Genomic DNA, 20,841 nt, shown 5'->3' with positions numbered 1-20,841 from the left:
TATTTATCTAAATAATAAAACAACGTTTTTGTTGAATAAGTTTATGGCAAACTTCAAGTAGCTTACGCATACAAGCAACTATCGCAACTTTCTTAGGTTTAAAATTATTAACAAGCCTATTGTATAAAGTTTTTAAATATTGAAAACCATTTTTGCCAGTTAATACCGCCATGTATAAAGCATCCCGTGGTATTTTTCTGCCTCCCCTAATAAATCTTCGTCCTTGCTTATTACCACTATCACGGGCGTACGGAGCTATCCCCACAATTGCTGACAATTCATTACTACTATAATTTTTATCCCCTAATTCAGGTACAAAACTAATTAGTTTTGTAGCCAAACATTTACCAATACCAGGTACAGTCTCTAATATTTTTACCTTCTCTTTTAACTCTTCTGACTCATCTATTGTTTTGTTTAACTTCTTATCAAGCTCAGCTATTTCATTTTGTAAGAATTTAATGTGTTTTTCTATACTATCTTTATCAATACCATCAATACTATGATGTAGTCTTTTCTTTTCATTGCTAAGCATTAATACTAAATCTTCTCGTCTTTGCTTATATCTCTTCAAATTCTCTGATTCAACTTGATATATATAATTCGCTGAAAGCTGCATCTTATCACCATAATATGCTAATTTAAATGCATCCTTCCTATCAGTTTTACACAAATTTACCGATTTACTAAAAGAATTAAAACTATATGTATTGACCTTATGTATTTGTTGCTTATTATTATACAGCTTTTGACAAATCTCAGCTTCGTATCCTCCAGTGGGTTCACATATTATTAGCTTAATCTCTTGCTCTTTTGCTAATTTAATCACCTCTTCATGACCAGCTGCATCATTGGCAAAACGATGATATTTAGGTTTATCGCTTGTATTATATACACATATATCAAGCCATTGTTTACTTACATCTAGACCTATTATTTTACTCATGATATAATCTCCTTCGTCTTATTGTGCAAGGCTGCTACTTCCAACACCTTCTGCAATTTGTTCAAAGCAAACTTTGTAAGAGGGTACTTATTCTATGCTCGATTATCTCAATCAAGTACCCCTCAAATCACCCTCTTACCATTACTTATATCATAATTTAAAGATATAAGTACCCCACAGTTATTGTTGAAGTTGAAAAGCAATCATAATACGTCAGTTCGGGATAAGATATAGATGAAATAGTAATAGATAAAAGGATTGTCAAAAAGGAGTGCCTGCAGTATTTATATTTTTAAACAAAAAAACAAACTACAGGCATGAAAAAAGATATCACAGAATTATATAGTTTTATAGATGATTTTTGTAAAATTTATTTGGAGTATGAACAGAGAAAGTTATTACCATCAAATAAGCAAAGAAATCGCTGTTGTAGCATGAGTCTAAGTGAAATGTTAACAATAATAATTATGTTTCATACATCCTATGCTAAGAATTTTAAATTTTTCTATAAAAGTTATATAGAGTGCATGCATAAGGATGATTTTCCCAAAGCCTTGAGTTATAATAGATTTGTTGAATTAATGGCACGATTATTCATACCGCTAAATATGTTGATTCATTTGTTGTTTGGTGAGGAAACAGGTATTTATTTTATTGACTCTACAACGATTAAAGCTTGTCACAATAAAAGGCGTTATAGCAATAAAGTTTTTAAAGGATTAGCCAAACATAGTAAATCCTCTATGGGGTATTTTTATGGTTTTAAATTACATGTAATAATCAATAATAAAGGGGAGTTTATGGCATTAAAAGTGACCAAAGGCAATGTAGATGATAGGGTTCCAGTACCGGAGTTAACAAAAAGATTAACTGGAATTATAGCAGCTGATAAAGGTTATATTAAGCAAAATTTGTTCTTAAATTTATATGAAAGAGGCTTAAAAATGATTCATGGAATTAAGAAGAATATGGAAAATAAATTAATGGATTTGAAAGAAAAAATCTTACTTCGAAAGCGTAACTTAATTGAAACAGTTTTTGATTATCTAAAAAATAAAATGAACCTTGAACATACTAGACATAGATCACCAATAAATGCCTTTGTCCATATATTATCTACTCTTGTTGCTTACTCATTAAAGAAAAATAAACCTTCAACAAAATTTGATTTTAATCTACATGTTCACAATACCCTTATCCCGAATTGACGTATAATGTGTTTTCGTAGTAATGAAAACAACATAGCAGGGGTATCACTTAACGAGTTATAAAAATAATCTTTTATCCAATCAAATCCATAAGTAAATAATGAGTATAATTTACGACCATGTTTTTTGATCTTTATAGGATAAATTTTGTTCTTAATGTCACCAGCAAGCACGCAAATAGCTAAGGATAAAGATACTATTGCAAATAGTTTTTCTAGCTTTTTTTGATCTGTAATGTGGGTATCTTCAATATTAAATCCAGATGATTTGAGAGACAGAAAAGATCGCTCAATGCTCCACCTTTGCTTATATGCTAGCAAAGCACATTCACCAATAAGGACATTACTAGCAATAAATAGTTGCTCTCTTTCTAATTGCAAACAAGTTATTTTAATTGCCATACCATTGTAAATTTTGCTTTCTATAGTTTTAGTGTTACCTATTTGCATATCGGCAAAACATTTATTCAACTTCATCTTGCCACCGTTGAAATGCTTGACTTTCTCGCTTTTTCTTAGCCTAATAGCAAAAGGTAATTTTTGGATTCCAACCATATATTGCAACCATTCTTCTCCAACAAATTCCCGATCGGCAAGGATAAGCTCTATCATTTCCTTAGGTATAATTGTTAAAATTTGCTCAATCAATTTCTTTCTTTCATTAGTAGAAGAGTTGCCTTTTTTATCAAGTAACAACCATGCTATAGGAATTGAAATATTACCATATACAATGGTTGCAACAAAAAAATTCAAATTTTTAATACCAAATTGCCAGCTGGTTCTATCTATGGCAAGGCTAATTTTACCTGTTAGACAGAGCAATTTAACAATAATTTTTCCTAAACTTATAAAGCACATATTTTGTTCTAAAAGCAAACGCTCAACTTTAACAATCTTGGCATGCAAATTGCCTTTAGAAGCGACATACAGTGCTAATTCTTTGATTCTCACAGTTTTAGCTTTTACTACTGCACAAATTAATTCTGCAAATGTTTTAATTCGTGCTGGGTGCCAATCTAAAAATATGTATAATATTTGGTATAGTGATTGAGAGTCCATTAATACCTCCTGTTGCTTATTCTCAGCGGAGATTAGTGACTCTCAGTCCATAGTACCCTACAATTTTGAGAAGATGAAGAAGAATGGTTGATTTAGAGTGGTGTGAAGTAGTATAAGGTAGGTATTTTTATAACAAAATGCATAATATAATACTTCAAGAATTGATTTTATATATAGACGGAAATAAATCAAGATTAAAATGTTTGGTTGGTATGGTAATTAGTTTGCTGACGGGCAGCTCAATTTATCAAAAAGGTTTAGCACTTGGTATTTTAGGTGATGCTAAAGCGACGTCAAAAACTCATAGAATTTATCGTTTTTTAAAAGATTTTAATTTTGATTATATGAAGGTTGGCTATTTACTATTAAGCTTTTTTGCTTCAAAAAATTATGTCGTAGCAATGGATAGGACAAGTTGGAAATTTGGTAAATCCGATATTAATATTTTATTTTTAGTAATGGTAATTGGTAAAATATCGGTGCCAATATTCTGGAAGACTTTGTCGCATGGTGGCGGGTGTTCTGCAGAATTTATGAAGGAATTTTTACAGAAATTTATTAATAATTTTGGCGTTGAAAGAATAAAATATTTGCTTGCTGATAGAGAATTTATGAATAAAGAATGGTTAGACTTTCTGATAAATAACCATCTAAAGTTTGTTATTCCATTAAAAATGGATCATAAAATTCGTCTTACAAAAGGTTTAAGAACTTTAACCATTGAAAGAATATTTAGTGATGTTAAAGCCTTAGAGTATAGGGCTTGTAGTGGTATATTATGGAATAGAAAGGTTAATTTTACCGCATATAGAAATGATAAGAGCGAGCTGATGGTTCTGGTGTCTTCAATTGAAATAGAGCAAGATATTTTTGCTTTATATAAATTTTGTTGGAGTGTTGAACGACTATTTTTGCACCTAAAAAGCGGTGGTTTTGATATTGAAAAAAGTCACATTGTAAAATTGGATAGATTTGAAAAATTATTAGTGATAACTGCTATTGCTTCAGCTTTAATAGTCAAAAATGGAATAATACAAAATGCCTTAAATCCCATCCGAATAAAACGGTACAAAACCATTGAAAGACAATTGTTTTCATTATTTACCTATGGCTTTGATCATATCAAAAATGCTTTTTATCAATCTACAACAGCCATAACGCAGCTAATATCCACATTATTAATACCTCCCAAACAAAAACTTTTTTCTATCCTAATACCATCTTTACAAAAATTGTAGGGTACTTATATCTTTAAATTATGATATAAGTAATGGTAAGAGGGTGATTTGAGGGGTACTTGATTGAGATAATCGAGCATAGAATAAGTACCCTCTTACAAAGTTTGCTTTGAACAAATTGCAGAAGGTGTTGGAAGTAGCAGCCTTGCACAATAAGACGAAGGAGATTATATCATGAGTAAAATAATAGGTCTAGATGTAAGTAAACAATGGCTTGATATATGTGTATATAATACAAGCGATAAACCTAAATATCATCGTTTTGCCAATGATGCAGCTGGTCATGAAGAGGTGATTAAATTAGCAAAAGAGCAAGAGATTAAGCTAATAATATGTGAACCCACTGGAGGATACGAAGCTGAGATTTGTCAAAAGCTGTATAATAATAAGCAACAAATACATAAGGTCAATACATATAGTTTTAATTCTTTTAGTAAATCGGTAAATTTGTGTAAAACTGATAGGAAGGATGCATTTAAATTAGCATATTATGGTGATAAGATGCAGCTTTCAGCGAATTATATATATCAAGTTGAATCAGAGAATTTGAAGAGATATAAGCAAAGACGAGAAGATTTAGTATTAATGCTTAGCAATGAAAAGAAAAGACTACATCATAGTATTGATGGTATTGATAAAGATAGTATAGAAAAACACATTAAATTCTTACAAAATGAAATAGCTGAGCTTGATAAGAAGTTAAACAAAACAATAGATGAGTCAGAAGAGTTAAAAGAGAAGGTAAAAATATTAGAGACTGTACCTGGTATTGGTAAATGTTTGGCTACAAAACTAATTAGTTTTGTACCTGAATTAGGGGATAAAAATTATAGTAGTAATGAATTGTCAGCAATTGTGGGGATAGCTCCGTACGCCCGTGATAGTGGTAATAAGCAAGGACGAAGATTTATTAGGGGAGGCAGAAAAATACCACGGGATGCTTTATACATGGCGGTATTAACTGGCAAAAATGGTTTTCAATATTTAAAAACTTTATACAATAGGCTTGTTAATAATTTTAAACCTAAGAAAGTTGCGATAGTTGCTTGTATGCGTAAGCTACTTGAAGTTTGCCATAAACTTATTCAACAAAAACGTTGTTTTATTATTTAGATAAATATTTTTTTGAAAATTTAGATAAAAGATAATTGCTATGGACTGAGAGTAACTAATCTCCGCTGAGAATAAGCAACAGGAGGTATTAATGGACTCTCAATCACTATACCAAATATTATACATATTTTTAGATTGGCACCCAGCACGAATTAAAACATTTGCAGAATTAATTTGTGCAGTAGTAAAAGCTAAAACTGTGAGAATCAAAGAATTAGCACTGTATGTCGCTTCTAAAGGCAATTTGCATGCCAAGATTGTTAAAGTTGAGCGTTTGCTTTTAGAACAAAATATGTGCTTTATAAGTTTAGGAAAAATTATTGTTAAATTGCTCTGTCTAACAGGTAAAATTAGCCTTGCCATAGATAGAACCAGCTGGCAATTTGGTATTAAAAATTTGAATTTTTTTGTTGCAACCATTGTATATGGTAATATTTCAATTCCTATAGCATGGTTGTTATACCAATTGCAATAATTAACACAGTGGTGTAAAATGGGTTTTTAACTGATAAAGGTACTCAAATGGCTAGGTTAATATTACCACAAGGTTTTCATGGTCATGATTTTATAAAAATGATGAAACATGAGCCGCATGGTCGAAATCGTATACGTTTATTGGCGATGTATCACCTTCAATTAGGCAAATCTTTAAAAGCCATATCTGAAATAGTGAAGTCACACTGGAAAACTGTGCAATCATGGCTCAGAAGATTTAGGAATCATGGTTTTGAAGGATTATTTGAATCACAAAGAAGCGGTGCCCCTAGGAAGATTAACACTATACAAGAGTCTGCTCTTTTTGATAAAATCAATACGCTCAGTGAAAGTAAAACTGGTGGGTATATAACTGGAAAGGAGCTACATATCATGTTACTTGAGGAATATGGTGCTAAATGCGCTTTAAAAACAGTCTACAATACTATGCACCGCCTTGGTTTTAGCTGGATTACTTCTCGTTCAATGCATCCAAAGTCAAATCAAGAGACTCAAAATACATATAAAAAAACTTCCCAGACATGTTAACAAAATTATTACCAAAAAATATCGATAGATGTAAAGTTGATATATGGTCTCAGGATGAAACTCGAGTTGGGCAACAAGGTAGCTTAACTCGTATATGGGCTAAGCGTGGCACTAGACCCCGTAAAGTTCGGCAACAGCAATTCATTTCAACATATATTTATGGAGCTGCTTGCCATGATACAGGAGAAGCTTTTGCATTAATTTTACCATATGCAAACACACAGGCAATGAATAAATTCTTAGAAGAGCTTTCTCGCAGTATTCAAGGCAACCGACATATAGCTTTACTAACGGATAATGCAGGTTGGCACACAGCCAAAAAACTAACTGTGCCAAGCAATATCACTTTGATACCGCTTCCGCCCTATGCACCGGAACTTAATGCAATGGAACAAGTTTGGGAATGGATCAAAAATCATTTCTTGTCTAACCAATGTTATGGTGTATATGAAGATATCGTCACTATGGCTTGTTACGCTTGGAATCAATTTGCTCATAATGTAGATTTAGTAAAATCAATTATGTATAGAGACTGGATAAACACACCGTGTTAATTATTGCAATTGGTATTACTTGATAAAAAAGGCAACTCTTCTACTAATGAAAGAAAGAAATTGATTGAGCAAATTTTAACAATTATACCTAAGGAAATGATAGAGCTTATCCTTGCCGATCGGGAATTTGTTGGAGAAGAATGGTTGCAATATATGGTTGGAATCCAAAAATTACCTTTTGCTATTAGGCTAAGAAAAAGCGAGAAAGTCAAGCATTTCAACGGTGGCAAGATAAAGTTGAATAAATGTTTTGCCGATATGCAAATAGGTAACACTAAAACTATAGAAAGCAAAATTTACAATGGTATGGCAATTAAAATAACTTGTTTGCAATTAGAAAGAGAGCAACTATTTATTGCTAGTAATGTCCTTATTGGTGAATGTGCTTTGCTAGCATATAAGCAAAGGTGGAGCATTGAGCGATCTTTTCTGTCTCTCAAATCATCTGGATTTAATATTGAAGATACCCACATTACAGATCAAAAAAAGCTAGAAAAACTATTTGCAATAGTATCTTTATCCTTAGCTATTTGCGTGCTTGCTGGTGACATTAAGAACAAAATTTATCCTATAAAGATCAAAAAACATGGTCGTAAATTATACTCATTATTTACTTATGGATTTGATTGGATAAAAGATTATTTTTATAACTCGTTAAGTGATACCCCTGCTATGTTGTTTTCATTACTACGAAAACACATTATGATTGCTTTTCAACTTCAACAATAACTGTGGGGTACTATGGTGTAGTACACATTAAAGATAAAAGAGTATTTGGCATTCCATCCCCGGTATCAGATGAGGCAAAGATTATTTATAAAGCAATGAATTTACCGATTAGCACTATTCCTTATTTAATATCATCAGGAGAGTAAAAGAAATAATCAAGTAGTAAAGCTAATAATTATTATAGGATTATTTTGAAATTTTTATATTCGAACAAATATGTGTAGCGACAACTAAAATAATTTGTTGTGCCTGCAAATTTTATCATTTCCTCTTCTGTCAGCCATTTTTTGGCACAACAACACTGAAGTCGGGAGAATTGGGTAGAAGGAACAATGGAGCAACGACGTCACCAATTTCTCATCAATTGACTATAATAGCTACATAAACTCTTTTATCTTTTATCATAAGGCATAAATTCTCTTTGTACATACCCAGTATATAATTGCCGAGGTCTGCTAATTTTTTGTTCTGGATCTTCATGCATCTCTTTCCATTGCCCCATCCAGCCGACAGTTCTTGCCATAGCAAACAATACTGTAAACATCTGTGATGGTATACCCATAGCCTGATAAATAATGCCAGAATAAAAATCAACATTCGGATAAAGCTTGCGATCGATAAAATATTGGTCATTGAGAGCAATTTTTTCAAGCTCAGTAGCAATTTGTAATAAGGGGTTATTACGGTTCCCTAACTCATCTAATACTTCTTTGCAAGTTTCTCTAAGTACAATTGCTCTTGGATCATAACTTTTATAAACTCGGTGACCAAAACCCATTAATCGGAATGGATCGTTTTTATCTTTTGCCCGTGCGATATATTCCGGAATACGGTTTATGGTGCCAATTTCTTTCAACATGTTAATTACTGCCTCATTAGCTCCACCATGGGCTGGACCCCATAAAGAAGCTATGCCAGTACTGATACAAGCAAATGGATTTGCTCCGGATGATCCGGCTAAACGTACTGTTGAAGTGGAGGCATTCTGCTCATGGTCAGCATGAAGGATAAATATTTTATCTAAGGCATTTTTTACTACCTGATTCACCTTATATTTTTCACAAGGTGTTGAGAACATCATATAGAGAAAATTTTCAGTAAAATCTAAGCTATTGTCAGGATAGATAAAAGGCTGTCCTATTGAATATTTATATGCCATTGCCGCAATAGTTGGCATTTTTGCAATCATTCTAATAGCAATCAACTCACGCTCATTTTCTTCTACATTTAGAAAATCTGGATAGAATGCAGATAAAGAACCAACCACAGCCAGCATAATTGCCATAGGATGATCTGATGGACAAAACGCCATAAATAAATTTCTAAGCTGCTCATTAATCAAAGAATGATAAGTAATTTTCTGAGAGAAAGATTTATATTGATCAATAGTCGGCAATTCACCATTTAATAGCAAATAGGATACCTCTAAAAAATTACTTCTTTCTGCTAATGTTTTAATATCATATCCCCGATATCTCAATATCCCTTGATCACCGTCTATATATGTCATAGCCGACTTACAAGCTGCTGTAGACATAAATCCAGGGTCGTAAGTGAAATAGCCTGTTAATGAATATATATTGCTAACATCAATAACATCTTGACCGATCGAAGCTGTCTTTACTGGTAAATTAAAAATTTTATCTCCTATTTTTAACTCAACATTTTCTATTTTCATATATCCTTCATTTTTTCATACTATAGTTAACCCGATTAGCATCACACCGTCTATTATAGTCAATTGATGAGAAGTTGGTGACGTCGTCGCTCAATGCTCGCCTATTACTTATAGGCGTCACTCCATCGCTCCTGCTATCTACTTCTCCTAAATTGACTATAGCGAGGAGCCGCTTTGCGGCGACGCGGCAATCCAAAAAGTGACCAGAAATGGATTGCTTCGTCGGCTAACGCCTCCTCGCAATGACGTATAAACCTACAACCCGTCTCCCCGCAATGACTTTGACTACACAACTTTTAAACTCCCTTGTCTAAAACCCCTTCCTCTTCTAACTTTCAACAACTGTAAAACTAGTTTCCCGCAATGACGTTTAACTATTGACTATACTATATCATATTTTTATTGTCCACTAATACCAAAATTCTAATTATATTGAGTTATATGTATCTTTATCCAGAGTACCTTCACTATTATCGATAATCAAGGTAATTGTTGCATCACCTGTAATATTAATGGTCGTACGTAACATATCTAATATCCTATCAATTCCAGCGATTATAGCAACCCCTTCAATCGGTAAATTGATCGAAGACAGTACCATAGGTAGCATTATTAAAGAAGCTCCAGGAATGCCAGCTCCGCCTATAGACCCAAGAGTTGAGGTAATAATGATTACTAAATAATCATGCAACGCTAAATCTACACCCATCATTTGGGCAAAGAATATAGTGGTAAGAGCTAAATTTATTGCAAACCCATCCATGTTTATCGATGCACCAAGTGGTAATACAAAAGAAGTGCTAGATTCAGATATACCTAGTCGTTCACGACAAACTTGCATAGTAGTGGCAAGCGTTGCTTTACTACTAGAAGTAGAAAAGGCAAGTACCTGATATTCTAAACTTTTTCTATAAAAAGGTAATGGTGATATTCGACAGAATAGATAAATTAACATGCCAAAAATACCATATTGACATATCATGGCAATAACTACCGCAACAACTAATTTGGACAAGCTAATCATTACATCAAAGCCCTGAGTACCAACTATCCAAGCCGTTAAAGCAAATGCACCATATGGAGAAAGCTGAATGATCATTGAGATCATTTTTAACACCACTTTTGATAATATATGAAATAAATTCTTAATTGGTTCAGCACTAATACCCATTTTATTTATCACAAGTCCAAAAAATATTGCAAAGAATACAATTTGTAAAACATTAGAATTGGCAAATGAACCTACTACGTTCTCAGGCACAATATTTACAAAGAAGTTAAGTATGTTAAAGGATTTTCCTTGCGGTATAGTTTGTGCAACATCAAAGTTAATATGTACACCATGCCCTGGCTTTAATATAAGAGCAACTGTAATACCAAAAACTACGGCAAAGAAGGTCGTGCCTAAGAAAGCTGCAACCGCCTTTAACCCCACTCTACCAAGAGAAGCAGGGTCATTCATACTAGTTATGCCCGCTACTAAACTAAAAAATATTAAAGGAGCAATAATCATTTTTATTAAACGTAGGAAAATATCTCCTACCGGTTTTATGTAAGATACATATTCAGGAAAATATATACCAAACACTATACCTAAGATTAACCCCAATGTAACTTTTTTCCATAATTTCATTATTATACTTAATTAAATTAAAGAGTGTTTTAAACTTATTTTGCTGATTTCAGGTGAATGTCTATAATAAAAACTAGCTGTACTATAATTACAACTCTTTTTACTACATAGTCAATTGATGAGAAGTTGGCGACGTTGTCAGTCTCCTAGCCCCAAATTCTCCTGAATTGACTATAATTGAGTAAATCTTAATTCTAATAAACACTCTCTTAAAATTAGATACTTTGAGTTACCCAGTTTAAGTACGCCGATAGCCCATCTTGAATGTCGAGCTTTATTATTTGAGGAAGATCATAATTGTGTATATCAATAATCATCTTTTCTATTGCATTGTAGTTATCAGACTTGGCTTTTACTACAATACGAAATTCTGGTACAGAAGATATCTTACCTTCCCATTTAAAATAGCTAACTATATTGTCTACTTGTATGCAAGCAGCTAGATTTGCTTTCAACAAACTAATGGTTAGTTTGTCTACTACTTGCTGGTCATCGGTCGTAGTTAAAATTACACAACATCTTTGTACCACTTATACCTCAACAAAGCAATTAGGTGTTTCAAATAATTTGACTTTTGTAATAAAAAAGGAACTATTAGTAAATAATTTTGGCAAGATATCCAACTTTAAGTGTAACGCTATATTTTCTGCTGTTGGATTTTGTTGCATATAATATATTTTCTGACCAGTCCAATTACATATTTTATCTCCTATCTCTTTATCATTCTGATGTAATATAATATTATGATCAAAATTATCATCTATCCAGTTTTTTATTACTGATTTTAGGTAACTAAAATCTACCACCATACCAAGATTATTGGTAACATTAGATCCAGCGGTAACTTCAAGGACATAACGATGACCGTGTAAAAATTGACATTTATTCTTATGCCCGATCACCCTATGACCTGCATCAAATTCAATTTTGCGAGTACATTTTATCATAATTCCTTCTGTTTCAGTGCTTACTATACCCTACAAATATTTTGTTAGCAATGAGAACAGTGTTTATTAGCGAGGAGTCGATTTAGTGGCAACAAAGCAATTGTAAGTTGTCATTCCCACGTAGGATTGTTATCTCAATAAATATTCTTTCGAGCAAAACCTATAACTTTTAGATATTCACATAGTTTGGTAAAAACTGGTTTTGGTAAAATATTTAGTGTAGAAATTTCAATATATTTATCATTTTTTAATTCAAAAGAAAAAGATGGTGATTGAAATCTTGGCCCATCAATTTCCCTAGCAATTTTTATAAAATTACCTATTACATGACTGTTACAATAATCATACTGATCAATCATTCTTTTTGCCAGCCTGTTAATATATGTATCACTTTTGGATGTATAGCTAAGTGCAAGAGCGTTACTCATCATCAATCGTTGACGATGACTAAAAGGAATATCTGAAGCTAGAATAAATTCAACAATAAAATTAGAACGCAGTGTTCTATCAATATTCTTATTATATTGTGCAAGCATTACGACCAAAGCAATTATACTAATTGTTGTGGTATCTGGTTGAATTAAGATAGGTCTAATAACTTCTGTATAATTTTTGATATTGCAAGTAGTCTCGTCAAAATTTACTAATGTCTTGACTCGTTCATAAATAATATCTTTTTGCTGTTCTTCTTCAGGAAGGCAATCAAATCTAACACCTTCTTTTAAACCATAATTTGAAATTATTACCTTTTCTGGTGAAAAGACATTTAACATAGATTGTGCCACTAAAATTGCATTACCATGAATTTTTGACTTGTATTGCGTTTTCAACATATTAACATGAGCCAATCTTTCAAGATATAGTTCAAATTCCTTACGGTTTATTTCAAGGTTATGTAAGTTCTTAAGAGGGTAATGAATAAATTCCATATAAGAACGCCCAATTAATCTTAAAGCCCCTCCTATTAAATATAAATTTGGGCAATGTAATCCTTCAAACTCTTTCTTGATCATTTGACTAATTATATCAATATTGTCAAAGTGAGTATTAGTGACTAAATTAGTGGTTAGGCTAGTAGTGATTAGGCTAGTGCCTAAAGGTAGAGACTTTAAAATACCCACCTTTTTATCTTTGATTTGGACAAGCTCAAGACTGCCACCCCCTAAGTCTGCTGCGATACCACAAGCATCATTAATACCAGAAATTAACCCAGCAGCTGTAAGATAAGCTTCACGTTCACCAGAAATAATTTCAATATCAATATTAAACTCTCTCTTAACTATCTCCCTAAATTCTTCAGCTCTTGGATGTCCTCTAAGTACAGCAGTAGCAACGCATTTAACATCTGTGACTGATAACCTATCAAAAATATGTACCAAATATTGTAGTGACAAATATGCTTGATGCTTTACTTCTAAATTATCTAGATTAAGTAAATTAATAATATCACTTTTAAATTTATCATTAAAAATTTCTGGAGCTCCAAGTCTATCACATTCATAAACTACAGCTCTTACGGCATTATACCCAATATCAATAATAGCTGAACGCATAGATATTTATCTTATTTCTTACTTAAAAAAATTAATCTTCTATAGTGGTAGCATCTGTATTGCTAGAATCTACATTCACTTGTTCCTCATTTACATTATTTTTATTCGGATCATAAGGTTTTTGAGTTGGAATAAATGTAGGGGGTAATAGCCTATTTGTAAAGAACTTATCTTCATAATACTTAATTTTTAAAGATTTTATAGGCGGGAAAGATTCAATTAACACAATTTGCTCATCTTTTGGCAACTGAATTACTTCTTGAGGTAAAAGCAGAGCTCTTGAAACTTGTGATACATTCTGCGTTCTTGTTGAAATATTAAGATCAAAAAATATTGGTTTACTATATGATCGTTGTTCAACTGTTTTATTACCAACTAGCTGAGATATTAAGTTAGCTGTTTCATAGTTATTAGCTGCAAAAGTAATACGATATGTAGAATTTGACAGAAACGAATTCATACCAGCATCCTCATAAGTTCCTTTGAGCTGTTGAGTATCTTGGATAATCAAGAATAGGCGAACTCTATACCCCCTGAAGAAGGCGATACCGGCCTTAAATGTTTCCATTTTTCCTAAAGTAGGAAATTCATCAAGTAAGAACATCACACCATAAGGTTCTTCTTTTAGATCAGGCATTTTACGACTTAAAAATTCTGTAGCCTGCTGGTAAAAAACCTGCATCAGTTTTTGCAAACGTTGTATGTTATCAGGAGTTAGACCAACATACACTGTTGTTTTAATCTTTTTAAACTCAAGTATATTAAAGTCAGATGAGGCAGTAGCAGCATCAATAAGGGGATTTGCCCATAATTCTAAGGAGGAGTTCATTGTTGAGATAACACCTGAACGTTCTTTATCTGCTTTTTGTAAAAATGCTGCTATATTCATATAGGCAACAGGATGTATTACTTTGCCTAAAGTATCTAGAACTACTGCTAAATTATACACTACGTCATCACTACGCATTGTTCTCACCACTTCGCCAAAAGATTTAGTTTTTGTCGGATCAGCAATTAAGTATAGTACCACACCGAGAAATAAACTGCGTGCCTCATTATTCCAAAAATCTTTTTCAGGCATAATCAGATTTGAGATTTTTTGTACGTCATCCACCATTTGACCTGGTTTGGTACTTACCCAATCTATCGGGTTGTAACAATGAGTTATCCCATCAGGATTTGATGGCTCCCAAACAAAAACACGTTGCCCTTGTTTTTGCCGCCACCCACTTGTAAGACCATGATTCTCTAGCTTAATATCATGCACTATTATAGAATGTTCCCAAAATAATAAATTGGGAATAACAAATCCTACACCTTTACCTGAACCGGTTGGGGCGAAAAGTAAAGCATGTTGAAACCCATCAGCAACAAAATATCCACCACTATTAGTACCAAGTAACATACCATGTTTTGCACGTAAACTAGCTCTACTTACATCATCTTCAGTAGCCCAACTAGCATCACCATAAACTTTTTCTGCCTGAGTAAAAAATTGTAAACTTTTTATTCTTTTGAAATTCTTCCAGTAGAATATGATAACTATAATTGTTGGCATAGTCAGGGCTAGTATTAACTTAATTTTCAAGTAATTATATGCTTGAAGATCTAATTGTGACCACACACTAACTAACCAATAAAACCACTTATAAGCTATGTCTATGGCTACTAAGTCAATATTTAGGACTCTAGTTTCGTTAGTAATAAATGCAACTATCGCCCCACTTACCCATATCGTACAAAATACTACCAATGGGTGTATTATAGCATGCCCTAAAATGTTACGAGTAAGTTTTTGTATTTTATGCCATTCCATCGTTAGCCTTGCCTATTCTTACTATAGTATATTTCTGAGACATATCTTTTACCGCCACTACCTCGCTTTAATTGTACCACAATATCGACGACCGCTAATATATATTTTTTTACCTCATCCGGTGGCATACCTAAACTAGCTTGCATAACCATTAACTTAAGTTGTTCTATAGCCATGGCTGGTGTATCAGCATGTAAAGTAGATATAGAACCAGGATGCCCTGTATTAATGGCTCGTAAAAAACTAAATGCCTCAGCTCCCCTAAGCTCACCAACAATAATTCTATCAGGTCTTAGACGTAAACACGCCTCAATCAAATCCTGAGTAGTAACTTTTGCACGACCTTGCCCCCCTTTTGAAGCTAGGAGATGTAATTTATTAGGATGGCTTGTTAGAATTACCTCTCGTGCATCTTCCACAGTGATTAATCGCTCACTACTTGGAATTTCTGCTAAGGCAGCGTTAGTAAAGGTTGTTTTACCAGTTGATGTTCCACCACTAATAATAATATTTTTCTTAGAAATTACCGCATGCCGAATAAATTCTTTGATTTTATTTTCTTTCAGATAGTTGTTTAATACTTGTTCATTCTCGTCAATCAATTCCCCTGTAGATGTTGAATCAAAAGCTCCCATCTTGTCATATTGATCTAACGTGAGATTCATTGCACTACCTTTCCTGATAGCATACCCAACATAGCCTGGTTCACAAGCAGGAGGAAATACTATTTGAATACGATAACCATTAGGTAGTGAGGCAGAAAGTAAAGGTCTTTCTTCGGAAATAATCTGATCGGTTGATTGAGCTACCAACCTACCCAGCGATATAAGATGTTCAAAATCAAGTTCAGGTACTAATTTACAAAATTGATCCCCTTGTTTTTCAACCCATACTTCCCCTGGTTTGTTTACCATGATTTCATTAACACCATCTTCTGCAAATAGTTCTTTAAATGGTAATAGGAAAGTCTCTAATGCCGCAAAATTATCACTCATTTTATCAATCTTGATTTTCTTAGTACAGCTTGAGGAAATTTATAATCTTTATTAACATAAATTTTTATTAACGTACCTTGATCTATAGTAATAGTTGGTTTAAATGCCTGTTGCTTCATCATATCTTTCACAGTATTGCTAACATCCGTAAATGCTTGTTTTGAAGCTGCTTGTGCCTGAGTTGGAGTGCTAGCATTTGCCGTACTAGATAACAAACTAGCTGCTGCACTAGTTACTGAACTCATTAATGCTATAAGTCTTTGACCAGGTTGCAAGCCAGTTGGATTACGAGCAATATTACAAGCCTGCATCATTGAAATATATGCCGTTGAGCTTTTATCAGTAATGGCATTCATCACATTAGTACATATCTGTGCAATTTTAACATCCTCAGTACCAGAACTATTATTAATACTTTGTGCCAAATTCTGTATATTAACAGCGATAGCAGTATTAGCAGCAGTAGCTTGTGCATTAACTGGTGGAGCTACCACTTTGTCAAGAGCATTGGCAAGTACAATATTAAATGCTGATGATAATACAGCATTGGTTAACCGCTCTTTAAATTTATTATCTACTCTTCCTTGTTCACCTGGTCTTCCAAGATTATCAACAGCCAAAGCATCTAAATTAATGGTATAACCGCTTGATAGATCAATACGATTCCATATTATGGAAATTCGACCATACGCTCCATCAGTACCAGTTGCATAAACACCAAAAATCTTTGATCCTTTAGGAATTAAAATAATTTTCTCCTTTTCAGAGAATACATCTCTGCTAATTATTGCCCTTATTTCTCCACCTAAATCACTATTAATAGCAGTCTCTAATACTGCTTCCATTATCTTGCCACGAGCAAGAACAAATGCCATATTTCCCCGATCTTGGAAATTTGCTTCTTCGGCAATTTGATCCGGTGTTTTTTTCTCTGGGACTCCTGCAATTAATACTATAGCAGATTTTCTCTTTGCTTCACGACGGTTCTTTTCCTCATCACTTTCAGTTAATTTTCCAGGAAGAGGTGATGATGTAATGGAAGGAAGAGTAACTTTGTCAGCACTATTATTCTCTCCAGTAGGTAAAGCAACTTGAGGGAGAATAGGTTGTGGAGGAGGTGGTGGTGGACGCTCCGCAGGGGCTTCAAGCTTAGGTGCTTCTGGTAATTTTGGAATTTCTGGTATATTTTTAGAGTTATCTTGTGTCGGTTTAGTAATATCAGTAGGTGCTGACGGAGCTACCACCACCTCCTCTGATTTATTATCACTAATAAAAAGTTTAAAAAAAATAAATATAAAAAAGGCAGAAATGACAAGCAAAATCGCAATACTTTGCTTAGGATTAGTGGCAACTTTTGATAGCTCATTTTGAACTTCTGGTATATCTTGTTCCTCTGCACCAGTTGCATTGACTTGAGAAGTAGTATTATCTTGTTCTGACATGTTAAATTAATATCAATTTATAAAAAAAATCATTTATAGCTTATCCGTTATTGCGAGGAGGCGTAAACCGATGAAGCAATCCCCAAGAAATGGATTGCCACGACCACTACGTGGTCTCGCAATAACGCAAGGTTTATACTCAATTCAGGAGAATTTGGGGCTAGGAGCGATGGAGCGACGCCTATAAGTAATAGGCGAGCGACGAGTGACAACGTCCCCAATTTCTCATCAATTGACTATACTATAACTAAATGCCAATCGATTAGCACTAACAATAAATTTATTGTAAAGTACTAAAGGTTTTCTTAGGATAATAAAACCTAACTACATACACCAAATCCTTTTCGCGTCCTTCTTCCAATTCTTTGGATACCACATCGAATTGGTAAGTTCTTTTATTAGTTATTATAGTCATATTTGTTCTAATGTTTTTTTCTAACGGCTTAATGAACAATCTGTTTGCCAACGGAGTCATTTTCCAAGCGTATGACTCTCCAAGAACAATATTTTGTATTTCCTCATTTTTGGCAAATTCTATACTTGACTGAAACCCAAAATGTAGAACTAATAAATAAACCTCATTAGGATTATGTATATAAGTTTTAATTCTGTTATCAGTAGTTATTGCCAGGTCATCTAAATCATTACCTACATGCATATTACTTGTATCAGCATTGGCAATAACCGAATACAATAATATTATTGCTGTAAAAAGAAGTCTAGCTATTATCATCATCTACCCTGTAATCATTAATTTGAAAGCCTAGTGGATTAATATCTCGGTCTACATCTGTTAATTCCATTGGAATATATGCAAAACTTACCACTGCTATTTTATTAAAAACCTTCCTATCACCTGCTGTTTCATTAATAGAAAACCTAATCATATATTTATTTTTATTTTCTTGTAAATTTTCTTGTAATTTTGACCAAGATTTAATTAGTAAGAAAGTTGTGTTATTTTGACCATACATTAAAACTGGATCTATATCTTTATTTTTTATGTAGCCAAGATAGTTATAATATACTGAATTTGAAGATAATAACCTAACCCTTCTACGTGCTTCAGTATCAAAATCAACAGGATTATATGTTTCCCTAGCTATTAAATATTTTTTAATAAAATATCTTGAAAGAGCATCATTGCCACTTAATATCTCCGAAGATATTGGATTAACAATCGTTGCAATACCTGTACTATTATCAATTTGGATAACAAAAGGGCTAAACTCTCTTGAATTTATCACTATAGTTACCGCTGCTATAGATGCCATTACTAAAAGTATCAGTAATATAGATATTACCAACAAGATATTACGCTGTACAATGATTTTATCAGATCTTTCTTCGTACCAATTCCTAGTAATTTTAACAGAGTTACCAGACTGAACATTTTTAGGTTCTATCGTAGGATTGGTAGGCGATTTCAGTGTATTTAATATATTAGCTAATTTAAACATTGTGATTATAACTTATTTCATTTGTAACATAATAATCCTTGTCACTACAATTATACACTAATTTGTAATGTACACTAATAGGATTTTTAATATTATTTATTTTTTACCAAAGGAATAAATTAATTTACCTATCAAGGATTCAATATTAACCGCCGACTGAGTATATTTTATCTGCTCACCTATCGCCAAATTCTCTTCAGATGAACCTGGAGTTACGGATATATATCTACTACCAAGTATTCCACCTGTAACTATTGCTATACTAGTGTCTTTAGGTAACTTTATATCGTTATTAATGCAAATCGTTAATAAGGCAAAAAAACTAGTCTTATCTAAAGTTATATCAATTACTGATCCAATTTTTACACCAGCTAACATCACGTCACTTCCCCTGACTATCCCTTCAGCGTTTTGAAAATTTGCTTTAAGCATATACCCAGATTCGACTCTTGATGAGTTGCCAATTTTATAAGCAAAAATAAAAAAACCTATAGCAACTACTATTACTATAAAGCCAACTAAAGTTTCTATAACATTCTGTTTCATTATTTTGATTCACCTAAATTTGATTCGCCTAAAGGTTGCCACCTATTATATTTGGCTTTGGTTGTCTTATTTTTTACTATCTTATGCGACAAGCTAGTACCAGTGATATTAGGAAGATAATCTTGTTGCCAGTCAAATTTATCATTATTGATTGGCACTTCATTGATCATGTAGTGCAGCCAAGCATGCCACATAGGTGGAACTTTTGATGCTTCTACTTTACCTTTATAAACCACCTGTCTTCTAGCTTGACCTAAATAATCAAGCTTTTTACTTTCGTAATATTTATTACCAAATTGATCTTTCCCAATTTCCTTAGAGAAAATAGATATAAAAAAATTATCTATGAATGACATTTGAGCATTTTTATAGCAGTTTCTTTCCCCTTGACAGCCAGACTATCGGCTATCTGATTTCCCTTATTATTACCATGACCTTTAACCCAATTCCAGATAATAGAGTGTTTACCTAGTTCGTCGTACAATTTTTTCCATAAATCAACATTCTTGATAGGATCATTGTTGTTTTTATGCCAGTTATTTTTTATCCAGGTGTTAATCCACTGAGTTATTCCAAGCTGTAAATACTTACTATCTGTATAAAGTTCTACACAGCATGATTTTTTAAGAACTTTTAACGCTTCAATTGCTGCTGTCATTTCCATGCGATTATTAGTGGTGTGTAGCTCATGACCAAATATCTCCTTACAAACTCCATTAAATTGTAACAATGCCCCCCAGCCACCTGGTCCAGGATTACCTGAGCAAGCTCCATCAGTATATATAACAACTTTAGGAATACTCAAACTATTTTGTAGAATAGCTTGCAAATTGGTTTTACAAAAAGGTATGGTACTCATATTCTTACCTCTTATTTTATATGAGGAGGCGTGAAGCCCGAAC

22 protein-coding genes are annotated in these 20,841 nt (G+C 33.0%); 7 read left to right on the top strand and 15 right to left on the bottom strand.

Annotated elements, in window-relative coordinates:
• Window positions 1-7: 7 nt before the first annotated feature.
• Entirely contained in the window at window positions 8-946 is a 939-nt protein-coding gene (locus NBW66_RS02135) for an IS110 family RNA-guided transposase (RefSeq protein ID WP_250310767.1), read from the bottom strand.
• 317 nt (window positions 947-1,263) lie between these two features.
• On the opposite strand from NBW66_RS02135, the gene NBW66_RS02130 reads away from it, so the two are divergent.
• Entirely contained in the window at window positions 1,264-2,154 is an 891-nt protein-coding gene (locus tag NBW66_RS02130) for an IS982 family transposase (RefSeq protein WP_250311613.1), read from the top strand.
• Here NBW66_RS02130 and NBW66_RS02125 read toward each other — a convergent pair.
• Complete coding sequence (locus NBW66_RS02125; RefSeq protein WP_250311612.1) at window positions 2,130-3,212, bottom strand: IS4 family transposase; 1,083 nt, start codon at window positions 3,210-3,212, stop codon at window positions 2,130-2,132. The genes NBW66_RS02130 and NBW66_RS02125 overlap by 25 nt on opposite strands.
• Window positions 3,213-3,349: 137 nt before the next feature.
• On the opposite strand from NBW66_RS02125, the gene NBW66_RS02120 reads away from it, so the two are divergent.
• The 6 genes from NBW66_RS02120 (at window position 3,350) to NBW66_RS02095 (ending at window position 7,869) form a co-directional block, all read left to right on the top strand.
• A complete protein-coding gene (locus tag NBW66_RS02120) occupies window positions 3,350-4,450 on the top strand; it encodes a transposase (RefSeq protein ID WP_250310625.1) in 1,101 nt (366 codons plus the stop codon).
• A 174-nt stretch (window positions 4,451-4,624) separates the two neighbouring features.
• The gene (locus NBW66_RS02115) at window positions 4,625-5,563 is read left to right on the top strand and encodes an IS110 family RNA-guided transposase (protein WP_250310767.1); all 939 of its coding nucleotides are present in this window, start codon (window positions 4,625-4,627) and stop codon (window positions 5,561-5,563) included.
• 91 nt (window positions 5,564-5,654) lie between these two features.
• Window positions 5,655-6,038, top strand: coding sequence for a hypothetical protein (locus NBW66_RS02110; protein WP_250311611.1), 384 nt, complete (start codon window positions 5,655-5,657; stop codon window positions 6,036-6,038).
• 47 nt (window positions 6,039-6,085) lie between these two features.
• On the top strand, window positions 6,086-6,586 hold the full coding sequence (locus NBW66_RS02105) for a helix-turn-helix domain-containing protein (protein ID WP_250310542.1): 501 nt from the start codon (window positions 6,086-6,088) through the stop codon (window positions 6,584-6,586).
• The gene (locus tag NBW66_RS02100) at window positions 6,580-7,140 is read left to right on the top strand and encodes an IS630 family transposase (protein WP_250310543.1); all 561 of its coding nucleotides are present in this window, start codon (window positions 6,580-6,582) and stop codon (window positions 7,138-7,140) included. The genes NBW66_RS02105 and NBW66_RS02100 overlap by 7 nt, the downstream gene beginning before the upstream one ends.
• Window positions 7,141-7,143: 3 nt before the next feature.
• A complete protein-coding gene (locus NBW66_RS02095; protein ID WP_250311610.1) occupies window positions 7,144-7,869 on the top strand; it encodes a transposase in 726 nt (241 codons plus the stop codon).
• 391 nt (window positions 7,870-8,260) lie between these two features.
• On the opposite strand, the gene NBW66_RS02090 is transcribed toward NBW66_RS02095, so the two are convergent.
• The 13 genes from NBW66_RS02090 to rnhA all read right to left on the bottom strand — a co-directional run bounded on the left by NBW66_RS02090 (window position 8,261) and on the right by rnhA (window position 20,798).
• On the bottom strand, window positions 8,261-9,547 hold the full coding sequence (locus NBW66_RS02090) for a citrate synthase (RefSeq protein WP_250311609.1): 1,287 nt from the start codon (window positions 9,545-9,547) through the stop codon (window positions 8,261-8,263).
• A gap of 427 nt (window positions 9,548-9,974) precedes the next feature.
• Window positions 9,975-11,180, bottom strand: a complete 1,206-nt coding sequence (locus tag NBW66_RS02085) for a dicarboxylate/amino acid:cation symporter (protein WP_250311608.1) — start codon at window positions 11,178-11,180, stop codon at window positions 9,975-9,977.
• A 215-nt stretch (window positions 11,181-11,395) separates the two neighbouring features.
• Complete coding sequence (cutA, locus tag NBW66_RS02080; RefSeq protein ID WP_250311607.1) at window positions 11,396-11,710, bottom strand: divalent-cation tolerance protein CutA; 315 nt, start codon at window positions 11,708-11,710, stop codon at window positions 11,396-11,398.
• Window positions 11,711-12,127, bottom strand: a complete 417-nt coding sequence (locus NBW66_RS02075; RefSeq protein ID WP_250311606.1) for a 6-pyruvoyl trahydropterin synthase family protein — start codon at window positions 12,125-12,127, stop codon at window positions 11,711-11,713.
• Between the two features lie 134 nt (window positions 12,128-12,261).
• Window positions 12,262-13,680 (bottom strand): Ppx/GppA phosphatase family protein, encoded by a 1,419-nt coding sequence (locus tag NBW66_RS02070; RefSeq protein WP_250311605.1) that lies wholly within the window; start codon window positions 13,678-13,680, stop codon window positions 12,262-12,264.
• Window positions 13,681-13,711: 31 nt separating this feature from the next.
• Complete coding sequence (locus tag NBW66_RS02065; protein ID WP_250311604.1) at window positions 13,712-15,496, bottom strand: type IV secretory system conjugative DNA transfer family protein; 1,785 nt, start codon at window positions 15,494-15,496, stop codon at window positions 13,712-13,714.
• A 2-nt stretch (window positions 15,497-15,498) separates the two neighbouring features.
• Window positions 15,499-16,491, bottom strand: coding sequence for a P-type DNA transfer ATPase VirB11 (virB11, locus tag NBW66_RS02060; protein WP_250311603.1), 993 nt, complete (start codon window positions 16,489-16,491; stop codon window positions 15,499-15,501).
• Entirely contained in the window at window positions 16,488-17,933 is a 1,446-nt protein-coding gene (locus tag NBW66_RS02055; RefSeq protein WP_250311602.1) for a TraB/TrbI/VirB10 family type IV secretion system protein, read from the bottom strand. Before NBW66_RS02055 ends, virB11 begins: the two co-directional genes overlap by 4 nt.
• A 280-nt stretch (window positions 17,934-18,213) precedes the next feature.
• Entirely contained in the window at window positions 18,214-18,666 is a 453-nt protein-coding gene (locus NBW66_RS02050; protein ID WP_410525807.1) for a TrbG/VirB9 family P-type conjugative transfer protein, read from the bottom strand.
• Entirely contained in the window at window positions 18,653-19,393 is a 741-nt protein-coding gene (locus NBW66_RS02045) for a VirB8 family type IV secretion system protein (protein ID WP_250311601.1), read from the bottom strand. The genes NBW66_RS02050 and NBW66_RS02045 overlap by 14 nt, the downstream gene beginning before the upstream one ends.
• A 96-nt stretch (window positions 19,394-19,489) precedes the next feature.
• Complete coding sequence (gene mlaD / locus NBW66_RS02040; RefSeq protein WP_250311600.1) at window positions 19,490-19,939, bottom strand: outer membrane lipid asymmetry maintenance protein MlaD; 450 nt, start codon at window positions 19,937-19,939, stop codon at window positions 19,490-19,492.
• Window positions 19,939-20,295, bottom strand: a complete 357-nt coding sequence (locus NBW66_RS02035; RefSeq protein WP_250311599.1) for an NADH-ubiquinone oxidoreductase subunit NDUFA12 family protein — start codon at window positions 20,293-20,295, stop codon at window positions 19,939-19,941. The genes mlaD and NBW66_RS02035 overlap by 1 nt, the downstream gene beginning before the upstream one ends.
• Entirely contained in the window at window positions 20,283-20,798 is a 516-nt protein-coding gene (rnhA, locus tag NBW66_RS02030) for a ribonuclease HI (protein ID WP_250312234.1), read from the bottom strand. Before rnhA ends, NBW66_RS02035 begins: the two co-directional genes overlap by 13 nt.
• Between the last annotated feature and the right edge of the window lie 43 nt (window positions 20,799-20,841).

This window comes from Rickettsia endosymbiont of Oedothorax gibbosus (genome assembly GCF_936269705.1).
Classification (GTDB): Bacteria; Pseudomonadota; Alphaproteobacteria; order Rickettsiales; family Rickettsiaceae; genus Tisiphia.
Note: the sequence above shows the minus strand (reverse complement) of the source record. Positions and strands in the feature narration are given on the sequence as shown.